Source organism: Streptomyces sp. NBC_00223 (assembly GCF_036199905.1).
In the GTDB taxonomy this organism is placed as follows: Bacteria; Actinomycetota; Actinomycetes; order Streptomycetales; family Streptomycetaceae; genus Actinacidiphila.
Map to the genome: position 1 here is coordinate 7,307,309 of NZ_CP108109.1, position 17,419 is coordinate 7,324,727.

Consider the following 17,419-nt stretch of genomic DNA (forward strand, 5'->3'; position numbering starts at 1 on the left):
CCGGGCCCTTTCGCGCGGTGCATAGTTCACGACTTATTTTTTGATGTGTATTGACTCCCCGGCAGGTGGCCCCTAGCGTCCGAACCGCATCGCGACCCCACAACGCGACTGAGGAGACACGCGTGATCCACGATCCCACCGTGCCCATCCACCCCGCCCGTCGCCGCCGACGAACCGCCGCTCTCACGGCGGCACTTCTGCTTCCGGCGTCGGCCGGTCTCGCGCTGCTCTCCGCCGGGAACGCCGGTGCGGCCACCGTCCCGACCTCTCCCGCCACGGTCACCGGCGTGGGCAGCGGCAAGTGCGTGGACGCGCGCGCCGCCGTCACCGTCAACGGCACCGCGGTGCAGCAGTACACCTGCAACGGAACCGCCGCCCAGCAGTGGCAGTTCACCGCGACCGACAGCGGCTACTACCGGATCGGCGCGGCCGGCGCCCCCAACCAGGTCTGGGACGAGACCGGTGTCTCCACCGCCGACGGCGCCCTCACCCAGCTGTGGCTGTACGGCGGCGGCGCCAACCAGCAGTGGCTGCCGGTCGCCGAGGCCGGCGGTGCCTTCCACTTCGTCAACCGCAACAGCGGCAAGTGCCTGGACGTGCCCAGCGCCTCGACCGCGGACAGCGTCCAGTTGCAGCAGTACACCTGCAACGGGACCGCCGCCCAGTCCTTCAACGTCAGCGGCAGCGGCGGTGGCACCACCACCACGCCCCCGCCGACCGGCGACAACCCCGACCTGGGCCCGAACGTCGTCATCTTCGACCCGTCGATGTCCGCGTCGTCCATCCAGACCAAGCTGAACTCGATCTTCAGCCAGCAGCAGACCAACCAGTTCGGCAGCCAGCGCTACGCGGTGTTCTTCAAGCCCGGCACCTACAGCGCGGACGTCAACGTCGGCTTCTACACCCAGGTCGCAGGACTGGGCCTGAGCCCGGACAACGTCACCATCAACGGCGCCGTGCACGCGGAGGCCGACTGGTTCCAGGGCAACGCCACCCAGAACTTCTGGCGCGACGCCGAGAACCTGTCCGTCAACCCGACCGGCGGCACCGACCGCTGGGCGGTCTCGCAGGCCGCCCCCTACCGGCGGATGCACGTACGCGGCAACCTGGCGCTGGACGACGGCGGTTGGTCCAGCGGCGGCTTCATCTCCGACAGCAAGGTCGACGGCCAGATCCAGTCCGGGTCCCAGCAGCAGTTCCTCACCAAGGACACGGAGATGGGCAGTTGGAGCGGCTCCAACTGGAACATGGTCTTCGTCGGTGACAAGGGCGCGCCCGCCCAGAGCTTCCCGACCTACACCACCGTCGCGAGCAGCCCGGTGATCCGCGAGAAGCCGTTCCTGTACATCGACGGCTCGGGCAAGTACCAGGTCTTCGTGCCCGCGCTCCAGTCCAACGCCTCCGGTACCACCTGGAACGGCAAGACCCCGGCCGGACAGTCGCTGCCGATCGACCAGTTCTACGTCGTCAAGCCCGGCGCCACCGCGGCCGACATGAACGCGGCCCTCGCGGCGGGCAAGAACCTGCTGGTCACCCCGGGCGTCTACCACCTCAACCAGACGCTCAACATCACCCGCCCCGACACCGTCGTGCTCGGCATGGGTCTGGCGACCCTCGTCCCGGACAACGGCATCACGGCGGTCAGCACCTCCGACGTGGACGGGGTGAAGCTGGCCGGTCTGCTCATCGACGCCGGCACCACCAACTCCCAGACGCTGATGCAGATCGGCGCGGCCGGTTCGTCCGCCAACCACGCAGCCGACCCGACCAGTCTGTCCGACGTCTTCTTCCGGATCGGCGGCGCGACCGTCGGCAAGGCCACCCAGTCGCTGGTGATCAACAGCAACAACACGATCATCGACCACACCTGGGCCTGGCGGGCCGACCACGGCAACGGCGGCACGGTCGGCTGGACCACCAACACGGCCGACACCGGGGTGATCGTCAACGGCCAGAACGTCACGGCGTACGGCCTGTTCGTCGAGCACTACCAGAAGACCCAGGTGCTGTGGAACGGGAACGGCGGCCGGACGTACTTCTTCCAGAACGAGATGCCGTACGACCCGCCCAACCAGTCGTCCTGGATGAACGGCTCCTCGCAGGGCTACCCGGCGTACAAGGTGGCCGACTCGGTGACCAGCCATGAGGCGTGGGGTCTTGGCAGTTACTGCTACTTCAGCACGAACTCCTCGGTGGTCTCCGCCAACGCCTTCCAGGTGCCCAACACCTCGGGCGTGAAGTTCCACGACATGGTGACCGTCTCGCTCGGCGGAGTCGGCACGATCAGCCATGTCATCAACACGACCGGAGCGGCCGTCAACAGCGGCCACCAGGTCACGGACCTCACCAGCTACCCGTAACCCCGCCCGCCGGCCCCCTGCGGCCGGCGAGCCGGCGGCATCGAAAAAGCCCGGCCGGTCCATCCCCCCACGGGTGGGCCGACCGGGCAACCGGGACCGCACCCGGTTTTTCGGTGGTGGCGACGCCGGTCAGGTCAGCGTCGCCACCACCGGGTCCCAGCCGTCCGGCAGCGTCTCCACGACGGGTGCCGGCGACTCCAGATCCACAAAGCCGTGCCGTTCGGCCGACTCGGCCACGGTGGCCATCAACTCCAGGACATGCTGGGCCAGTTCGCCCGACGCGCGGTGCTCGCCGCCGGACCGCAGGGCCCGCGCCATGTCCAGCACCCCGATGCCGCGCCCGGCGCTCGTACCCGTCACGGGCAGCTCCCGCCAAGAGTCCTCACCCAACGCCCTTACCCGCAGCGGCCCTTCGAAGGTGTTCGGGTCGGGCAGCGACAACGTGCCCTCGGTGCCGGTGATCTCGATCATCCGGCGCGGCACCGAGGAGTCGAAGCTGAAGGTCGCCGACGCGCTCGGCCCGCTCGCGAAGTCCAGCAACGCGTGGACGTGCGTGGGTACTTCGACCGCGAACGACGTGCCCGCCCTGGGCCCGGAGCCGATCACCCGCCGCTCGCGCGCCTGCCGCGCGGTCGCGGCCACCCGCGTTACCGGGCCGAACAGGGCCACCAGCGCGGTCAGATAGTACGGGCCGATGTCGAACAGCGGCCCGGCGCCGTACTGGAAGAGGAACTCGGGGCTCGGGTGCCAGCTCTCCGGCCCGGGGCCCTGGGTGACGGCGGTGACGCTCACCGGCTCGCCGATGACTCCGGCCGCCAGCGCCCGGGCCGCCGACTGAAGGCCCGCGCCGAGGAAAGTGTCGGGCGCGCTGCCCACCCGCAGTCCCCGCGAGCGCGCCTCGGTGAGGATCTTCGCGCCGTCCGAGGGCGCGAGCGCCAGCGGCTTCTCGCCGTAGACGTGCTTGCCCGCCCGCAGCGCGGCCGCCGCCACCTCGGCGTGCGCGGCCGGTATGGTCAGATTGACGGCTATCTCCACCTCGGGGATCGCCAGCACCGAGGCGACATCGCCCGCCACCGGTACGGAGAACTCCCGGGCAGCGGCCCGGGCCCGCTCCACGTCGAGGTCGGCGACGGCCAGCACCCGGATGTCGGGGAAGGCCGAGAGCGCGGTCAGGTACTGGGTGCTGATCACCCCGGCACCGACCAGTGCGACGCCGACCGGGCCCGTGCTCATGAGTTCTCCAGCCCGGTCAGATAGGCGTGGCTCTCGGCGACGGCCTCGAAGATGTCGCCCGCGCAGGTGTCGAGTTCGACGATCCGCAGCGCCTCGGGGGCGGCGGCCAGGATCGCCGGCACATCGATGTCCCCCTTGCCGACGGCGGTGTGCGGCTCGTCCTTCACGCCGGGGCCGTCCTTGACGTGCAGGGCGAGCACCCGGTCGTCGAGGGCGTGCAGCAGCTCGGGCACGTCGGCGCCGCCGACCGCGGCCCAGTAGGTGTCGACCTCAAGGAACACCTCGGGCGCCAGCAGATCGGCCAGCACCTCAAGTGCCGTACGGCCGGCGAACCGCGGCTCGATCTCCCACCAGTGGTTGTGGTAGCCGATCCGGATGTCGTGCTCGGCGGCCTTCGCCGCGAAGCCGTTGATCAGGTCGGCGGTGCGGCGCAGCCCGTCGAGGCCGGTGAACTCCTCGTGCGCGATGCCGCCCGGAATGATCGCCAGGTCGGTGCCGATGGTGGCGACCGCGTCGAAGACCTCGCCCGGGTCCTTGTCGAACAGGGCGTAGGCGTGGGTGCTGGACACGCTCAGCCCGAGGCCGTCGGCGACCTTGCGGAAGCCGGCCGGGTCGGCGGTCGGATCGTATGCCTCGACCGAGCGGTAGCCGATCTCGGCGAGCCGGGTCAGGGCGCCGTCGCGGTCGGCGGCGATCTGGTCCCGGAGGGTGTAGAGCTGGATGCTCAGGGGTGTGGCCATCGAAGCGATGCCTCCTGGAAGGACTGCGGTGGTACGGCGGGGGTGCGGCCGGGGCGCCGGGTCACGGCGTGGCCCGGGCGGGTGCGGTGGCACGGGTGGGTGCCGGGCGGTGCGGGCGGTGCGGGCAGTCGGGCAGTGCGGGCGACGCGGGTGTGACGGGTTCAGCCGACGATCAGCGGGCGCAGCGTGCGGTGGGCGATCTCCAGCCCCTGGGTGATCCGCCGCACGTCCCCGCTCCAGACGGGGTCCTCGTGCTCGACGGACAGCACCCCGGTGAAGCCGCCCTCGTAGAGCGTGTCGACGACTCCGCGCCAGTCGACGTCGCCCAGGCCCGGCACCCGGTAGCGCCACCAGCCGCTGTCCCAGCCGTCGGTGCGGGCCACCGAGCGGCCGAAGACGCCGTAGCGGTCCCGGGCGCGCGGGTCGAGCTGTGCGTCCTTGGCCTGCGCGTGCGGGATGCGGTCGATGTACGGCTTCAGCGCGGTGACCGGGTCGATGCCGAGCCACAGCAGGTGCGAGGGGTCGTAGTTGAGGTAGAGCCCGAGGTCGAACATCCACTCCCACAGCTCGGGGGAGTAGGCGAGGTTGCCGGGGTAGCCGTCGGGGTGCCACCCCTCCATCACGCAGTTCTCGATGATGATCTTCACGCCGCGCTCGCCCGCGTACTCGACCAGCGGCGGCAGTTCGCGCTCGGCCTGCGCGAGGTTCTCCTTGACCGAGAGCCCGGGGTGCCGGCCGACGAAGGTGCCGACGTACTCCACGCCGAGCAGCGCGGCCGCGTCGACGTTGGCCCGTACATGGGCGGCGATCTCGGACCTGCGGGCGGGGTCGGGGTGCAGATTGTTCTCGTAGTACGCCAGCGCGGACAGGGTCAGGCCGTGCTGGTCGAACAGGGCGCGGGTCTCGTCGGCCCGGCGCTTGTCGAGGCCCACCACGTCGATGTGGCTCGCCTCGAACTCCCGGGAGCCGGTGGAGGGCCAGGTGGCCACCTCCAGCGCCTGGTAGTCGTGCGCGGCCGCCCACGCGGCGATCTCGGCGAGCGGGAGCTGCGGAAGGCAGGCGGTCAGAAAGCCCAGCTTCATCTCAGGAGACCTCTTTCCAGGTCCGGTCGGCCGCCGAGCCGAGTACGGCCTCGGTCAGGCGCACCATGCGGGCGGCGTCGTCGAAGGTGGGAAACGCGGGCGGCTCGGCCGCGTCCCCGGTGCCGTCCGCGCGGACGGCGGCGTGCACATCGCGGACGAAGGCCGCGAAGCAGTCGAGATACCCCATCGGATGACCGCCGGGCACCACCGAAAGGCGGGCCGCGGCGGGGGACAGGGTGGCCGGGTCGCGCAGCACCACGGCGTTCTCGCCGCGGCCGCCGACGAAGAGCGACTCCGGGTTCTCCTGGTCGAAGGCGAGCGAGGTACGGGCGCCGTCGACCTCGAACCACAGCCGGTTCTTGCGGCCCGGCGAGACCTGGGAGACCGTCACCGCCCCGGTGGCACCCCGGTCGGTGACGAACAGCAGCTGGACCACGTCCTCGGTGGCCGGCCGGCCGCCGTCCCGGTCCAGGGTCCGGCTGACCGCGGTCAGCTCGGTGATCCGGTGCCCGGTCACCCACTCGACCAGGTCGCACCAGTGCGAACCGATGTCGGCGAAGGCCCGCGAAGGCCCTCCGGCCACCGCGTCGACCCGCCAGTTGGTGTCGTCCGGCCGCGAGAGCCAGTCCTGGAGGTAGTGGCCGTGCACCAGCCGTACGTCCCCGGCCCGCCCGTCCAGCACCCGGGCCCGGGCCTCGGCGGCCATCGGGTGGTAGCGGTAGACGAAGGGGACCGCGGCCACCCTGCCGCTCTCGGCGGCCAGCGCCGCCAGCGCGTCCGCGGTGGCCGCCGAGGTGGTCAGCGGCTTCTCGCACACCACGTGCTTGCCTGCCCGCAGGGCGAGTTCGGCCAGCCGGGCGTGCGCGTCGTTCGGTGTGCAGATGTGCACCACGTCCACGTCGTCGCTGGTGACCAGCTCCTCCGAGGTGTCGTAGGCCCGCTCCACGCCCAGCTCCGCCGCGGCCTCCTTGGCGCGCGCGGGGGTCGAGGCGCTGATGCCGACCACCGGGGCCCCGGTGCGCCGCACGGCGTCCAGATGAACTCGTCCGATCATGCCCGCGCCGGCCACCGCCGTACGCGGAGCCGACAGGCTCGATGAGATCAGGCGCACAAATGCCCTCCATTTCCGCTTGCTTGAAACGCTAGCCACCGCTCTTTCGGTTGACAATGGCAATATTTCCGCTAACTTCTGTCATAAATCACGGACCGGCGGCCGGAACCCCGCGCAGATCCCGACGAAGGCAGGAACAGGTGACCGCAGCAGGCGACCGGCAGTTGACCGCGCTCAGCGAACTCGCCGGACTCGTGGCCGGCGGCACCACCCGGCGCAGCCAGCTCGCCACCGCGACCGGTCTGTCCAGGGCCGCCGTCGCCCAGCGGGTGGACCTGCTGATCGCCAAGGGCCTGCTGGTGGAGACCGGCACGGTGGTCACCGACCGGGGACGGCCGCCGCTGACCCTGCAACTCGCCTCGCGCACCTCCGTGGTCTGCGCGGTCGACCTCGGCGCCACCCACAGCACGGTCGCGGTCGCCGAACTCGGCGGCGCCGTCCTGGCCGAGGCCACCGAGGAACTGGACATCAACGACGGGCCGGCCGACGTACTCACCGGCCTGCACCGGCAGATCGGCCGGCTGCTGGCCGCCGCCGGCCACCCCGGCAGCCATGTCCGGGCGATCAGCATCGGCGTCCCCGGCCCGGTCGAGGCCCGTACCGGTACGGTGATCCGCCCGCCGATCATGCGCGGCTGGGACGGCTACCGGGTCCCCGCCTTCTTCGCCGGCCGCTTCGACGCGCCCGTGCTGGTCGACAACGACGTGAACATGATGGCGCTCGGCGAGTACGCCCACCGGCCGTCGAGCGCCCATCTGCTCTACGTCAAGGTCGGCACCGGCATCGGCTGCGGCATCGTCTCGGGCGGGGTGGTGCACCGCGGGGCGACCGGCGCGGCGGGCGACATCGGCCACATCCGGGTGCCCGGCCACGACGACGTGCTGTGCCACTGCGGCAACACCGGCTGCGTCGAGGCCGTCGCCTCCGGCGCCGCCATCGCCGCGACCCTGCGCGAGGCCGGGCTGCCCGTCGAGCATGTCTCGGACGTCGTCCGCCTGGTCGCGGGCGGCGATCCGCTCGCCCGCCGCCAGGTGCGGCTGGCCGCCCAGCGGATCGGCGAGGTGCTGGCCTCGCTGGTCAGCTTCCACAACCCCGACACGATCGTGCTCGGCGGCAGCATCGCCAGCCTCCATGACGACCTGCTCGCCGACATCCGGGCCGCCGTCTACCGCCGCGCCCTGCCGCTTGCCACCAGGACCGTCGCCATCGAGACCACCGTGCTCGGCCGCCGGGCCGGCATCGAGGGCGCCCGCCGGCTGGCCGTACGGCACCTGCTGTCGCCCGAAGGAATCGGGCGAATGATCCGAAAGTCCCCCGGCGCCGTCTGACCTGGAATTCCGCACTCCGGCTGCGGATTGACGGCTCGTCAGCTCCCCCCGGACGGGTGGTCCGTTTCGGCGAACCGCCGCCTACCGGCATGCTCTATGGGCATGCTGGTGGCATGGACGCGCGAGACGATGAAGGTGAGGACGGCGTTTCCGCGTACCGGACGATCCGGGTGACCACCCCGGACTCGCCGGTCGCCGAACTCGCCGACGTGGAGGCGTGGAAGGCCCGCAAGAAGTACCCGTCGATGGTCTTCGCGGGCGGCCCGGTCTTCGGTGTGGCCCGCGAACGCGAGTCGGGCGGCTGGGAGTTGCACCCGCACTTCGCCGGACTCGCCCCGCAGGACGCCCGCGACGGACTCGGCGCCCACTTCCGCCAGCTCGCCCAGGCCGCCGCCGAGGAGGGCGACGACGAGGCCCGTACGGTCTATCTGGCGGCCGGTGAACGCCTCGACTGGGAACCGCTGGACGAGCTCACCGTACGCGGCGAGCGCTACCGGGTGGTGCGCGCCGAGCGCTTCGTACGGATGGGACCCGACGGACCCGAGCCGCCCCGGGCCACCGACCCCGACCCCGGCAGGTCGGACGCCGCACGGACCAGCTACGACCCGGCGGGCGGCCTGGTCGTCGACCCCCTCGACCCCTCGGCGCCCGCCCGCACGGGCCGGGTCTCCGAGGGCGTCCTGCGGGCCGAACTCCTCACCGCCCTGCGGAAGAACGGCAGCGTGCCCAGCGATGTCCGGCACGACTCGCGGAAGGCGGCCCGCACCCACCCCGGCGGGGTGCTGCTCCCGGCCACCTTCATGACCGCCGAGCGGGAGGGCGGCCGCTGGCAGCCCGATCCGGCCGGTACCGCGGCCACCCCGCAGGCCGCCAGGGACGGACTCGCCATGCATCTGCGGGTGATGGTGCCCTGGCAGACCGACCTCGACGCCGACGAGTGCGAGGTCTATCTGCGGGCCGCCGACCGGATCGACACCGAGCACTGCGACGAACTCGACGTCGCCGGGCGGCACTTCCGTGTCGTCCGGGTCGAACGCCTGCTGCGCATCGGCCCCGACGGACCCGAGGGCCCCCGCCCCTCCGACCCCGATCCGATCCCGCCGGTCATGGTCCATGAGCAGCAGATCGGCGAACAGGGCGTGCCCGTCGACGAGGAGGAGGACGAGGAGCCCGACGAGCGGATGGAGAAGTTCATGGAGCTTTTCGACGAGGGCAGGCGGCGGCGCGCGGCACTTCAGCGCGGCCGGCCCTGACTCCCCTGCGGCCGGGGCCCGTTGCCCGCCGCCCACAGGTGATGCGTGGCGTACGAACTCCACGGCCGCCACCGGGCCGCCCCTGCGGCCGCCGGGTCCGGCAGCACATCGGGGTCGCCCAGCGCCCGCATCCGGATGTACCCCGCGGCCCACGGACTCACCCCGGGCAGCGCCAGCAGCGACCGCTCGGCCTCCTCCCGGTCCGCCCCCGGGTCCAGCCGCACCACGCCGTCGGCCAGCGCGGCCGCGACCGTACGGACCACCGCCCCGCGCTCACCGGGCAGATCCGGGAGCCGGGCGCCCACCAGGTCGGCCGGGCGTGGGAACAGACGCGTCAGACCGCCGCTCGGGGACGCCAGCGGCTCGCCGCACGCGGCCACCAGCGCCGCCACGGCCCGCCGTGCCTCGGCCGGCGCCAGCCCCTCGCCGAGCACGGTCCGTACCGCCTGCTCCTCCGGGTCCGCGGCGCCCGGCGCGCGCAGCCCGGGACGGGCCGCCACCAGCGGCGCCAACTCCGGGTCCGCGCCAAGCCGTTCGGCCACCGCGAGCGGATCGGCGTCCAGGTCGAACAGCCGCCGCACCCGGTGGGTCGCCGTGGTCAGGTCCCGCAGATCGTCCAGGTGCAGCCGGCACTCCAACCACCGCCCGGCGCCCGCCCGTTCGGCCACCTCGGCGATGCCCGCGCCGTGCGGCAGCCGCAGCGTACGGCGGTACGTACGCCCGCCCGGCCCCTCGGTGACCTCCTCCACCCCGGCGGCGGCCCGCGCGGCGAGGAAGTCGAAGACCTGCCCGGCCGCGTACGGCCCCCGGTACGCCAGCCGCAGCGGGATACCGGCGGCGCCGTCGGGGCCGCTGCCCCGGCGGGCCGTCCGCAGCTCGGTCGGGGTGGCCGCGTAGATCTCCCGGATCGTCTCGTTGAACTGCCGCACGCTCGCGAAGCCCGCCGCGAAGGCGATCTCGGCCGCCTGCATCGAGGTGGTCTGGAGCAGCACCCGCGCGGTGTGCCCGCGCTGCGCCCGGGCGAGCGCGATCGGGCCCGCGCCCAGCTCCGCGTTGAGCTGGCGCTGCACCTGCCGGGAGCTGTAGCCCAGACGCGAGGCCAGTCCCGCCACGCCCTCGCGGTCCACCACGCCGTCGCCGATCAGCCGCACGGCCCGCCCGACGACGTCGGCCCGCGCGTTCCAGTCCGCCGAGCCCGGCACCGCGTCGGGACGGCATCTGCGGCAGGCCCGGAAACCGGCGCCCTGCGCGGCCGCGGCCGTCGGGTGGAAGGAGACGTTCTCCCGCTTCGGGGTGACCGCCGGGCAGCTGGGACGGCAGTAGATCCCGGTCGTGGCCACGGCGAAGAAGAACACGCCGTCGAACCGCGCGTCCCGGCTGCGCACCGCCTCGTACCTGCTGTCCTCCGTCGTCATACGTCCCAGTATGGGCCGGGCGCGGTCGGGTCACTGGCGGATTTCGGACGTCATGGGGGGCCGTACAGCTCGGCCCTCCTGCCTCAGCGCCGCCGGACCGCGCGCGGTCCGATGTACGACGCGCCCGCCGCCGTGACCCGGGCGCGCAGCCCCCGGTCGGCCGTCACGACCAGGCACGGGCGGTCGGGGGCGTCCGTACGGGACCGGGCGGCCAGCTCCGCGATCAGGTCGTCGCCGCTGCCCGGCGCCGACTCGACCGCCACCTCCGGCACGGCGGCGACCCCGCGCGCCGCGCCCTCCACCACCAGCACCACGTCGAGCGCCGCGCCGACCGCCCAGCCGGGCGCGCCGGAGTCCGCCGGCAGCCCGGCTGCGGCGAGCGGCACCAGGGCGTCGCGCAGCCGCTCCGCCGCGCCCCTCCGGTCGCGCCACCAGCCGTCGGGCACCGAGCCGACCACGTTCGCGCCGTCCACGACCAGCAGCGGGCGCGGTGTCATCCGGCGCTCCGGCCGTCCAGGTGCGGGAAGCGGAACTCGGTCCGGCTGCGGAAGACCTCGCCCGGCCGCAGCACGGTCGAGGGGTACTCCGGCCGGTTCGGCGAGTCGGGCAGATGCTGCGTCTCCAGGCAGATCGCGCTGTGCGCGTCCTGCCGGTGCCCGTCGGGCCCGGCCGGCGCGCCCTCCAGCCCGTTGGCCGTGTAGACCTGGACACCCGGCTCGGTAGTGCGGACCTCCAGCGTCCGGCCGCTGTCCGGTTCGTGCAGCACCGCGGCCGTACGCGGCGCCCCCGAGCCGCCAGGGGAGCGCAGCACCCAGCAGTGGTCGTACCCGCCGGCCGCCTTCAGCTGCGGGTCCGGCCGGTCGATGCCGTCGCCGACCGGGCGCGGCACGGTGAAGTCGAAGGGCGTCCCGGACACGTCGAGTTCGGGTCCCCACGGGATGCCCTCGGGGGAGACGGGAAGGTAGCGGTCGGCGTCGACGCGGAGCACATGGCGCAGGACGCTGCCGTCCCCGCTCCCGCCGCCGTCGCTGTCCGGACCGTCCTGCGCCGCCGCCAGGTTGAAGTACGCGTGGTTCGTGAGGTTGACGACCGTCGGCCGGTCGGTGCGCGCCTCGAAGTCCAGCGCCAGCGTCCCCGCCGCGTCGAGCGCGTAGGTCGCCGTCACCTCCACCGCGCCCGGGAAGCCCATGTCGCCGTCCGGGCTGTTCAGCGACAGCCGCAGCGACCCGTCGGACAGCGGCTCGGCCCGCCAGATCCGCCGGTGGAAGCCGTCGGGACCGCCGTGCAGGGTGTGGCCGCGGTCGTTGACCGGCAGATGGTGGACCCGGCCGTCCAGCGTGAAGCGGCCCTCCGCGATCCGGTTGGCGTAGCGCCCGACCAGCGCGCCGAAGTACGGGCTGCGGGTGGCGTACGCGGCCGCGTCCGGCAGCGACAGCACCACCGAGGCGGTCCGCCCGGCCCGGTCGGGCACGTGCAGGGCGTGCAGGACGCCCCCGTAGGTGAGGATCTCGGCGCTCACTCCGGCGGCCGACGTGAGCCGCCAGAGCTCGACCGCCCGGCCGTCGGGGGCGGTGCCGAAGGGCTCACGGGTGGGCGGGGTGACGGCAGTGGACATACGTCGGTCCTTGGGGTCGGCGGGCGGACGGGAAGCAGCGGGCCATCATACGAGCGGCGGCGCGCCGGCCTCCCGGGTGACCGGCGTGCGGCCGGGACGGATGCGCTCGGGACGCACCTCCCGGCCGCCGGTCAGCCGCGCCACCACCCGCTCCACCGCCGGCCGCGCGACGGCCCGCCCGGGCCGTCCGGCTCCGCGCGTCGCGCGTGCCGTCAGCAGGCCGTGCGCCAGGCGTCGAGCGCGAGGTGCTTGCCGATCGAGCTGAGCCGCAACTTCCGGCTCACCGGGCAGAACTGATCGGTCGTCAGCTTGTACTCGGCGTGGAACACCGCCTTGTCGGCGGCGATGAACGGCGTGAGCGACTCGCACTCCTTGTACTGCGCGCACTGCTCGTCCACCGAGAAGTCGAAGTCCGCGACGAGGGCGGGCACTTGGTCGAGGTCGTTCTTGAGCCCCACCGCGAGCCCGCGGTCATGGGCCAGGCCCGCGATCATCCGGTTGTACGCCAGCTGCTGACGTGCCGTCAGCGGAAAGCCGGTGGTGTTGGCGTAGCCCTCCAGCAGATCGGGCTCCACCGCGTCGAAGCCCTTCTTCCGGCACATGTCGAAGCGGGCCGCCATCAGCGGACGCAGGACGTCCACCCGGCGGATGTCCAGCCAGCGTTCGCCGTCCCAGCCGTCGCCCTTGCCGCGTACGGAGGCCGGGAAGTCGTCGGCGTCCGGCCGGAAGGACTCCCACGCGCCCGCGTTGATGTAACAGATCACCTTGCGGCCGTCGGTGTGCAGGGCGCGTACGGCGTCGGCGCCGTTCTCGAAGCCGTCGATGTCGTAGACCGGCACGTCGACGGACCGGTCGAGGGTGCCGCTGAGCTGCCACTGCCAGGGGGTGCCGGGGCGCGGCTGCCAGCGGGTGGGGGAGGGGGCCCGGTCGCCGTCCACGGGGGTGGGGGCGGGGCCGCCGGGGGAGGAGCAGGCGGTGAGGGCGAGCAGGAGTACGGCGAGGGCGGCGAGCCGACGGGCGGCGGGGCGAGGCGGGCGCCTGGTCGGGGGGCGGTTCGGACGGGGGTGCGGGTCGCGGGTCATGCGGCGGTCTCCGGGGCGTGGCTCCAGGGGTTGGGCGGGCTGCCCGGCACCGCGCAGTGTACGGCGGCGCCCCGCCGCGCGGCCGTCAGCGCGACACGCGAGCCGAGGCCCCCGGGCACACCGTAGACCAGATGGCAGAAGCGCTCCGGCGGGTGGGCGGACGTCCAGGTCGGCACCTCCGCCCCGAGGTACTGCGCCCAGCTCCCCTCGAAGGTCACCAGCAGGTCGGCGACGGCGGCGTACCCGGGGTCGGGGTGCACCCCCGGGTTGAGCACGACGGTCCGGGCCGCGCACAGCCGCGCGACCGCGGACAGCCGCCGGTAGTACGGCAGTTGGGCCCGCCCGGACGCGACCCGGTCGAAGAACACGCCCTCCGTGCCGTACCAGGCGCGGTGGCGGCGCAGGTCGCGGAGTACGGCCCGCAGCGGGCGGCCGCCGTAGCCGGTGTCGACGTACCCGAGCAGCCGTACCCCCGCCCCGCGCAGCCGGGCGGCGGCCGCGGCGAACACCGGGTCCACGCGGTCGCCGGGGCCGTCCGCCGCGTTGACCACGACCCCGTACAGCCCTCCCGCCGCCTTCTCCAGCGCCTGCCACGCGCCCGGGTCGACGGCGGGATGCACGTACATCGGCACGAGGAGCGCTCCCGCGCCGGGTTCCGGGCTCACCGCGCGCCCGGCGGCAGCGCGGGCCCTGCGGCGCTGTCCCACAGCAGCGGGCGGACCTCGCTGGCGCCCGGCGGCAGCGCGGGTCCTGCGGCGCTGTCCCACAGCAGCGCGCGGACCTCGCTGTCATCTCGCCCGCGCGGCGCCCGAGTTGGCGCGGTGAGGGCCGCGCCGGGGGACTTCGGGGGAGTGACGGCCGGTGGGCTGCTCTGGGCGGGTGGCAGGTTGGTGAGGCCGCCGGGCGGAGCCGGCCGGGTCGTGGCACCGACGCCGCCCAGGCGGCGGCCGGACCCCGCGGGGGCGGGGCCCGGCGGAGCCGGCCGCACGGTACCGACAGCCACGTCGGTGTGTGGTTGGTGGGTGGCGTCGTGGCGTTGTGTCTGGTCGGGGGCGGATTTCGCCGTCGTCGGCCTTGCCGGACCGGTGGTGGGTGGGCCGCCGGGGCCGGGCGCGGGCGGCCGCACCGCGTCGGCGGTCGCGTTGATGTGTGGTTGGTGGGTGGCGTCCTGGCGTTGTGTCTGGTCGGGGTCGGATTTCGCCGTCGTCGGCCTTGCCGGACCGGTGGTGGGTGGGCTGCCGGGGCCGGGCACGGGAAGTCGTACGGATGTCCCGGTCACGTCGGTGTGTGGTTGGTGGGTGGCGTCGTGGCGCTGTGCCGGGGCCGGGTCGGATTCCGCCGTCGTCGGCCTTGCCGGACCGGTGGTGGGTGGGCTGCCGGGGCCGGGTGCGGGTGGCCGTGCGGTTGTCCCGTCCGGATACGCGGTGCGGGGGAGGAGGTCCGTGACGGCGGGCAGCGGGGCGGCCTTCGGGGGCGGGCGATGGGGCGTGGGCCGCGCGGGAGCCGGGTCCTCGGGGTGGGCGAGGGGCGGCGCGGCCGCCTGCCAGAGGGAGGTCAGCGCCGAGTGCAGCGTACGCGTGGGGTGCCAGCCCAGTATGTGCACCGCGAGCGCGATGTCCGCCTCGTGCCAGTCGATCTCCGCCGACCTCGGCGACCGGGCTCCCGACTCCTCGATGCGCCCGGTGAACCCCGCGACCTCCGCCAGCTCCGCGGCCAGCGTCCGCGCCAGGGTCGCGCGGCCCGACCCGATGTTGACGACCGGCGGGAGCGGCCCGGGCGCGGACGCCGCGAGCGCCACCGCCTCGGCCACATCCGTCACGTCCACGAAGTCGCGGTACGCGGCCAGGCTGCCGGTCCTGACCGTGCCGTGCGGCGGCGCGTCACGGAAGGCCGCGGCCAGCCGCCCCGGCAGCCCCGCCCGTGAAGCGCCCGCGCCGACCGGGTTGAAGACCCGCAGCACGACCGCGTCGAGCCCGGAACCGGTCACCGCCAGGGTCCCCGCCAGCTTCGACGCGCCGTACACACCCACCGGCCGGGCGGCCGCCTGCTCGGAGAGCGCTGTCCCGGCCGCCGCGGGCCCGTACTCCGCGGCGGAGCCGAGATGCACCAGCCGCGCCGCCGGTGTCGCCATCGCCATCGCCTCGGCCAGCACGGCCGGCCCGCGCGCGTTGACCGCGCACAGCTCGCTCGCCGAACCGGCCACCACACCCGCGCAGTTGACCACCGCGTCGGGTGCCAGCGCGGTCAGCTGCCGGGCGAGCGTGTCCACGGACACGGTCGCCAGATCCGCCGTCAGCGCATGACCGGGAGAGCGCTCCCCGCGCAGCAGCACCGTACCGCCGGCGCCCGTGCCCAGCCGGGCGCACACCGGCGCGCCGAGGAACCCGCCGCCGCCCAGCACCAGAATCCGTCTCACCCGTGCTCACGCCTCCTTGAGCAGCAGCTCGCGCAACCCGCTGAACTCGGCGTTCGCCCGGTCGTAGTCGTCGGGCCTGCCGATGTCCAGCCAGTAGCCGTCGAAGTCGTACGCGCGCGGCGGACGCCCGGCCGCGAGCAGATCGAGCACGACCTCGTCGAACCCCAGCGGCAGCCCCGGCGTATAGCCGGAGAGCGTGTTCCGGGAGACCCCGTACACCCCCATCGACACCCGGTAGTCCATGCTCGGCTTCTCCGTGAAGCCGACCACCTCGCCCTCGTCCGTGCTGAGCACCCCGAAGTCGATGCTGACGGTCCTGGCGTAGGTGGCGATGGTCATCGGCGTCCCCGAACCGCTGTGGTGGCGCAGCACGTCCGCGAAGTCGAGGTCGGTGAGGATGTCGCCGTTCATCACCAGGAAGTGCTCGGGCAGCCGGTCGAGCATGGTGAGCAGCGGGCCCATCGTGCCCAGTGGGTTGTCCTCCGTGACGTAGTCGACGTCGATGCCCCACTGCGCGCCGTCGCCGACGTACGCGCGGATGATGTTGCCGAGATGCCCGATGGCGATCGTGCAGCGGCGGTAACCGCGGACCGCGAGCTGGCGCAGCACGATCTCCAGGATCGCGTGGCTGTCGCCGATCGGTACGAGCGGCTTGGGCAGGGCGGTGGTGTACGGCCGCAGCCGTACCCCCTTTCCGCCGGCGAGGATGACCGCGTGCATGGTGATGACGTCCCCCAGGGATCGTGCGGACTAGATGAGTTGACGTGGCGTCAGATGTTGTAGACGGTGGTCTTGTAGCGGGCCAGATGGGCCGGGTCGCGGAAGAAGTCGATCGTGCGGGCCAGCCCGTCCTCCAGGCTGTGGGCCGGGGCCCAGCCCGTGGCCGCGCGCAGCCGTGACGCGTCGCAGACCAGCCGCATCACCTCGGACCCCGACGGCCGCAGCCGCCGCGCGTCCTCGCGTACGGCCAGATCCGCGTCCATCAGCTTGCCGATCAGCCGGACCAGATCGCCGACCGAGATCTCCCCGCCCGTACCGGCGTTGAAGGTACGGCCCACCACGCTCTCGGCCGGCGCCGTGCCCACCGCGAGGAAGGCGGCGGCGGTGTCCCTTACGAAGGTGAAGTCACGGGTCGGCCGCAGATCGCCGAGCGTCACCTCCCTTTCCCCGGCGGCGACTTGGCCGATCACCGTCGGGATCACCGCACGCATCGACTGCCGGGGCCCGAAGGTGTTGAACGGCCGCAGCGTCACCACCGGCGTGCCGAAACTCGCGTGGTAGCTGTCCACGAGCCGGTCGCCGCCCGCCTTCGAGGCCGAGTACGGCGACTGCGTGACGATCGGGTGGTCCTCGGAGATCGGTACGGTCCGCGCGGTGCCGTACGTCTCGCTGGTCGAGGTGTGCACAAGCCGTGGGGTGCCCGCGTCCCGCACCGCCTCAAGGACGTTGAGCGTCCCGGACACATTGGTGTCCACATAACTGCGCGGCGCGCGGTAGGAGTACGGGATCGCGATCAGCGCGGCCAGGTGGTAGACGGTGTCGCAGCCCGTGACCAAGTACCGTACCGAACCGGGGTCGCGTACGTCCCCGAGGACGACTTCGACCCGGTCCAGCACCTCGGGCGGCAGCACCTCCAGCCAGCCGTGCGACGCGAACGAGTTGTACTGCACCATCGCGCGCACCCGGCGGCCGGAGGCGACCAGTGCCTCCACCAGGTGCGAGCCGATGAAGCCCTCGGCGCCGGTCACGGCGACGGGAGTCTCGGAGGACATGAACAGATCTCC

Annotated in this window: 15 protein-coding genes; 3 read left to right on the forward strand and 12 right to left on the reverse strand. The window is 73.4% G+C overall.

What is annotated here, in order from left to right:
• Positions 1–122 precede the first annotated feature (122 nt).
• The gene (locus OHA30_RS31190; protein WP_405784977.1) at positions 123–2,360 is read left to right on the forward strand and encodes an RICIN domain-containing protein; all 2,238 of its coding nucleotides are present in this window, start codon (positions 123–125) and stop codon (positions 2,358–2,360) included.
• Between the two features lie 129 nt (positions 2,361–2,489).
• On the opposite strand, the gene OHA30_RS31195 is transcribed toward OHA30_RS31190, so the two are convergent.
• The 4 genes from OHA30_RS31195 to OHA30_RS31210 form a co-directional block, all read right to left on the reverse strand.
• Positions 2,490–3,593, reverse strand: coding sequence for a Gfo/Idh/MocA family protein (locus OHA30_RS31195; protein WP_328917208.1), 1,104 nt, complete (start codon positions 3,591–3,593; stop codon positions 2,490–2,492).
• The gene (locus tag OHA30_RS31200) at positions 3,590–4,333 is read right to left on the reverse strand and encodes a sugar phosphate isomerase/epimerase family protein (protein ID WP_328917209.1); all 744 of its coding nucleotides are present in this window, start codon (positions 4,331–4,333) and stop codon (positions 3,590–3,592) included. Before OHA30_RS31200 ends, OHA30_RS31195 begins: the two co-directional genes overlap by 4 nt.
• Before the next feature lie 161 nt (positions 4,334–4,494).
• A complete protein-coding gene (locus OHA30_RS31205; protein ID WP_328917210.1) occupies positions 4,495–5,415 on the reverse strand; it encodes a sugar phosphate isomerase/epimerase family protein in 921 nt (306 codons plus the stop codon).
• Between the two features lies 1 nt (position 5,416).
• On the reverse strand, positions 5,417–6,526 hold the full coding sequence (locus tag OHA30_RS31210; protein ID WP_328917211.1) for a Gfo/Idh/MocA family protein: 1,110 nt from the start codon (positions 6,524–6,526) through the stop codon (positions 5,417–5,419).
• Between the two features lie 140 nt (positions 6,527–6,666).
• Here OHA30_RS31210 and OHA30_RS31215 point away from each other — a divergent pair, with 140 nt between their 5' ends.
• Both OHA30_RS31215 and OHA30_RS31220 read left to right on the forward strand, forming a co-directional pair.
• A complete protein-coding gene (locus OHA30_RS31215; RefSeq protein WP_328917212.1) occupies positions 6,667–7,854 on the forward strand; it encodes an ROK family protein in 1,188 nt (395 codons plus the stop codon).
• A gap of 113 nt (positions 7,855–7,967) precedes the next feature.
• On the forward strand, positions 7,968–9,107 hold the full coding sequence (locus OHA30_RS31220; RefSeq protein ID WP_328917213.1) for a DUF5954 family protein: 1,140 nt from the start codon (positions 7,968–7,970) through the stop codon (positions 9,105–9,107).
• Here OHA30_RS31220 and OHA30_RS31225 read toward each other — a convergent pair.
• The 8 genes from OHA30_RS31225 to OHA30_RS31260 all read right to left on the reverse strand — a co-directional run bounded on the left by OHA30_RS31225 (position 9,089) and on the right by OHA30_RS31260 (position 17,407).
• On the reverse strand, positions 9,089–10,522 hold the full coding sequence (locus OHA30_RS31225) for a DNA-3-methyladenine glycosylase 2 family protein (protein ID WP_328917214.1): 1,434 nt from the start codon (positions 10,520–10,522) through the stop codon (positions 9,089–9,091). The genes OHA30_RS31220 and OHA30_RS31225 overlap by 19 nt on opposite strands.
• A gap of 83 nt (positions 10,523–10,605) precedes the next feature.
• A complete protein-coding gene (locus OHA30_RS31230) occupies positions 10,606–11,019 on the reverse strand; it encodes an NTP pyrophosphohydrolase (protein WP_328917215.1) in 414 nt (137 codons plus the stop codon).
• Positions 11,016–12,137, reverse strand: coding sequence for an aldose epimerase family protein (locus tag OHA30_RS31235; protein WP_328917216.1), 1,122 nt, complete (start codon positions 12,135–12,137; stop codon positions 11,016–11,018). The genes OHA30_RS31230 and OHA30_RS31235 overlap by 4 nt, the downstream gene beginning before the upstream one ends.
• A gap of 212 nt (positions 12,138–12,349) precedes the next feature.
• On the reverse strand, positions 12,350–13,219 hold the full coding sequence (locus OHA30_RS31240) for an endo alpha-1,4 polygalactosaminidase (RefSeq protein ID WP_328917217.1): 870 nt from the start codon (positions 13,217–13,219) through the stop codon (positions 12,350–12,352).
• The gene (locus tag OHA30_RS31245) at positions 13,216–13,845 is read right to left on the reverse strand and encodes a spherulation-specific family 4 protein (RefSeq protein ID WP_328918071.1); all 630 of its coding nucleotides are present in this window, start codon (positions 13,843–13,845) and stop codon (positions 13,216–13,218) included. Before OHA30_RS31245 ends, OHA30_RS31240 begins: the two co-directional genes overlap by 4 nt.
• Positions 13,846–13,880: 35 nt before the next feature.
• Positions 13,881–15,635: an NAD-dependent epimerase/dehydratase family protein gene (locus tag OHA30_RS31250; RefSeq protein ID WP_328917218.1), complete on the reverse strand. Its 1,755-nt coding sequence runs from the start codon at positions 15,633–15,635 to the stop codon at positions 13,881–13,883.
• 6 nt (positions 15,636–15,641) lie between these two features.
• Entirely contained in the window at positions 15,642–16,355 is a 714-nt protein-coding gene (locus tag OHA30_RS31255) for a sugar phosphate nucleotidyltransferase (RefSeq protein WP_328917219.1), read from the reverse strand.
• 50 nt (positions 16,356–16,405) lie between these two features.
• Positions 16,406–17,407: a GDP-mannose 4,6-dehydratase gene (locus OHA30_RS31260; RefSeq protein WP_328917220.1), complete on the reverse strand. Its 1,002-nt coding sequence runs from the start codon at positions 17,405–17,407 to the stop codon at positions 16,406–16,408.
• Positions 17,408–17,419 lie beyond the last annotated feature (12 nt).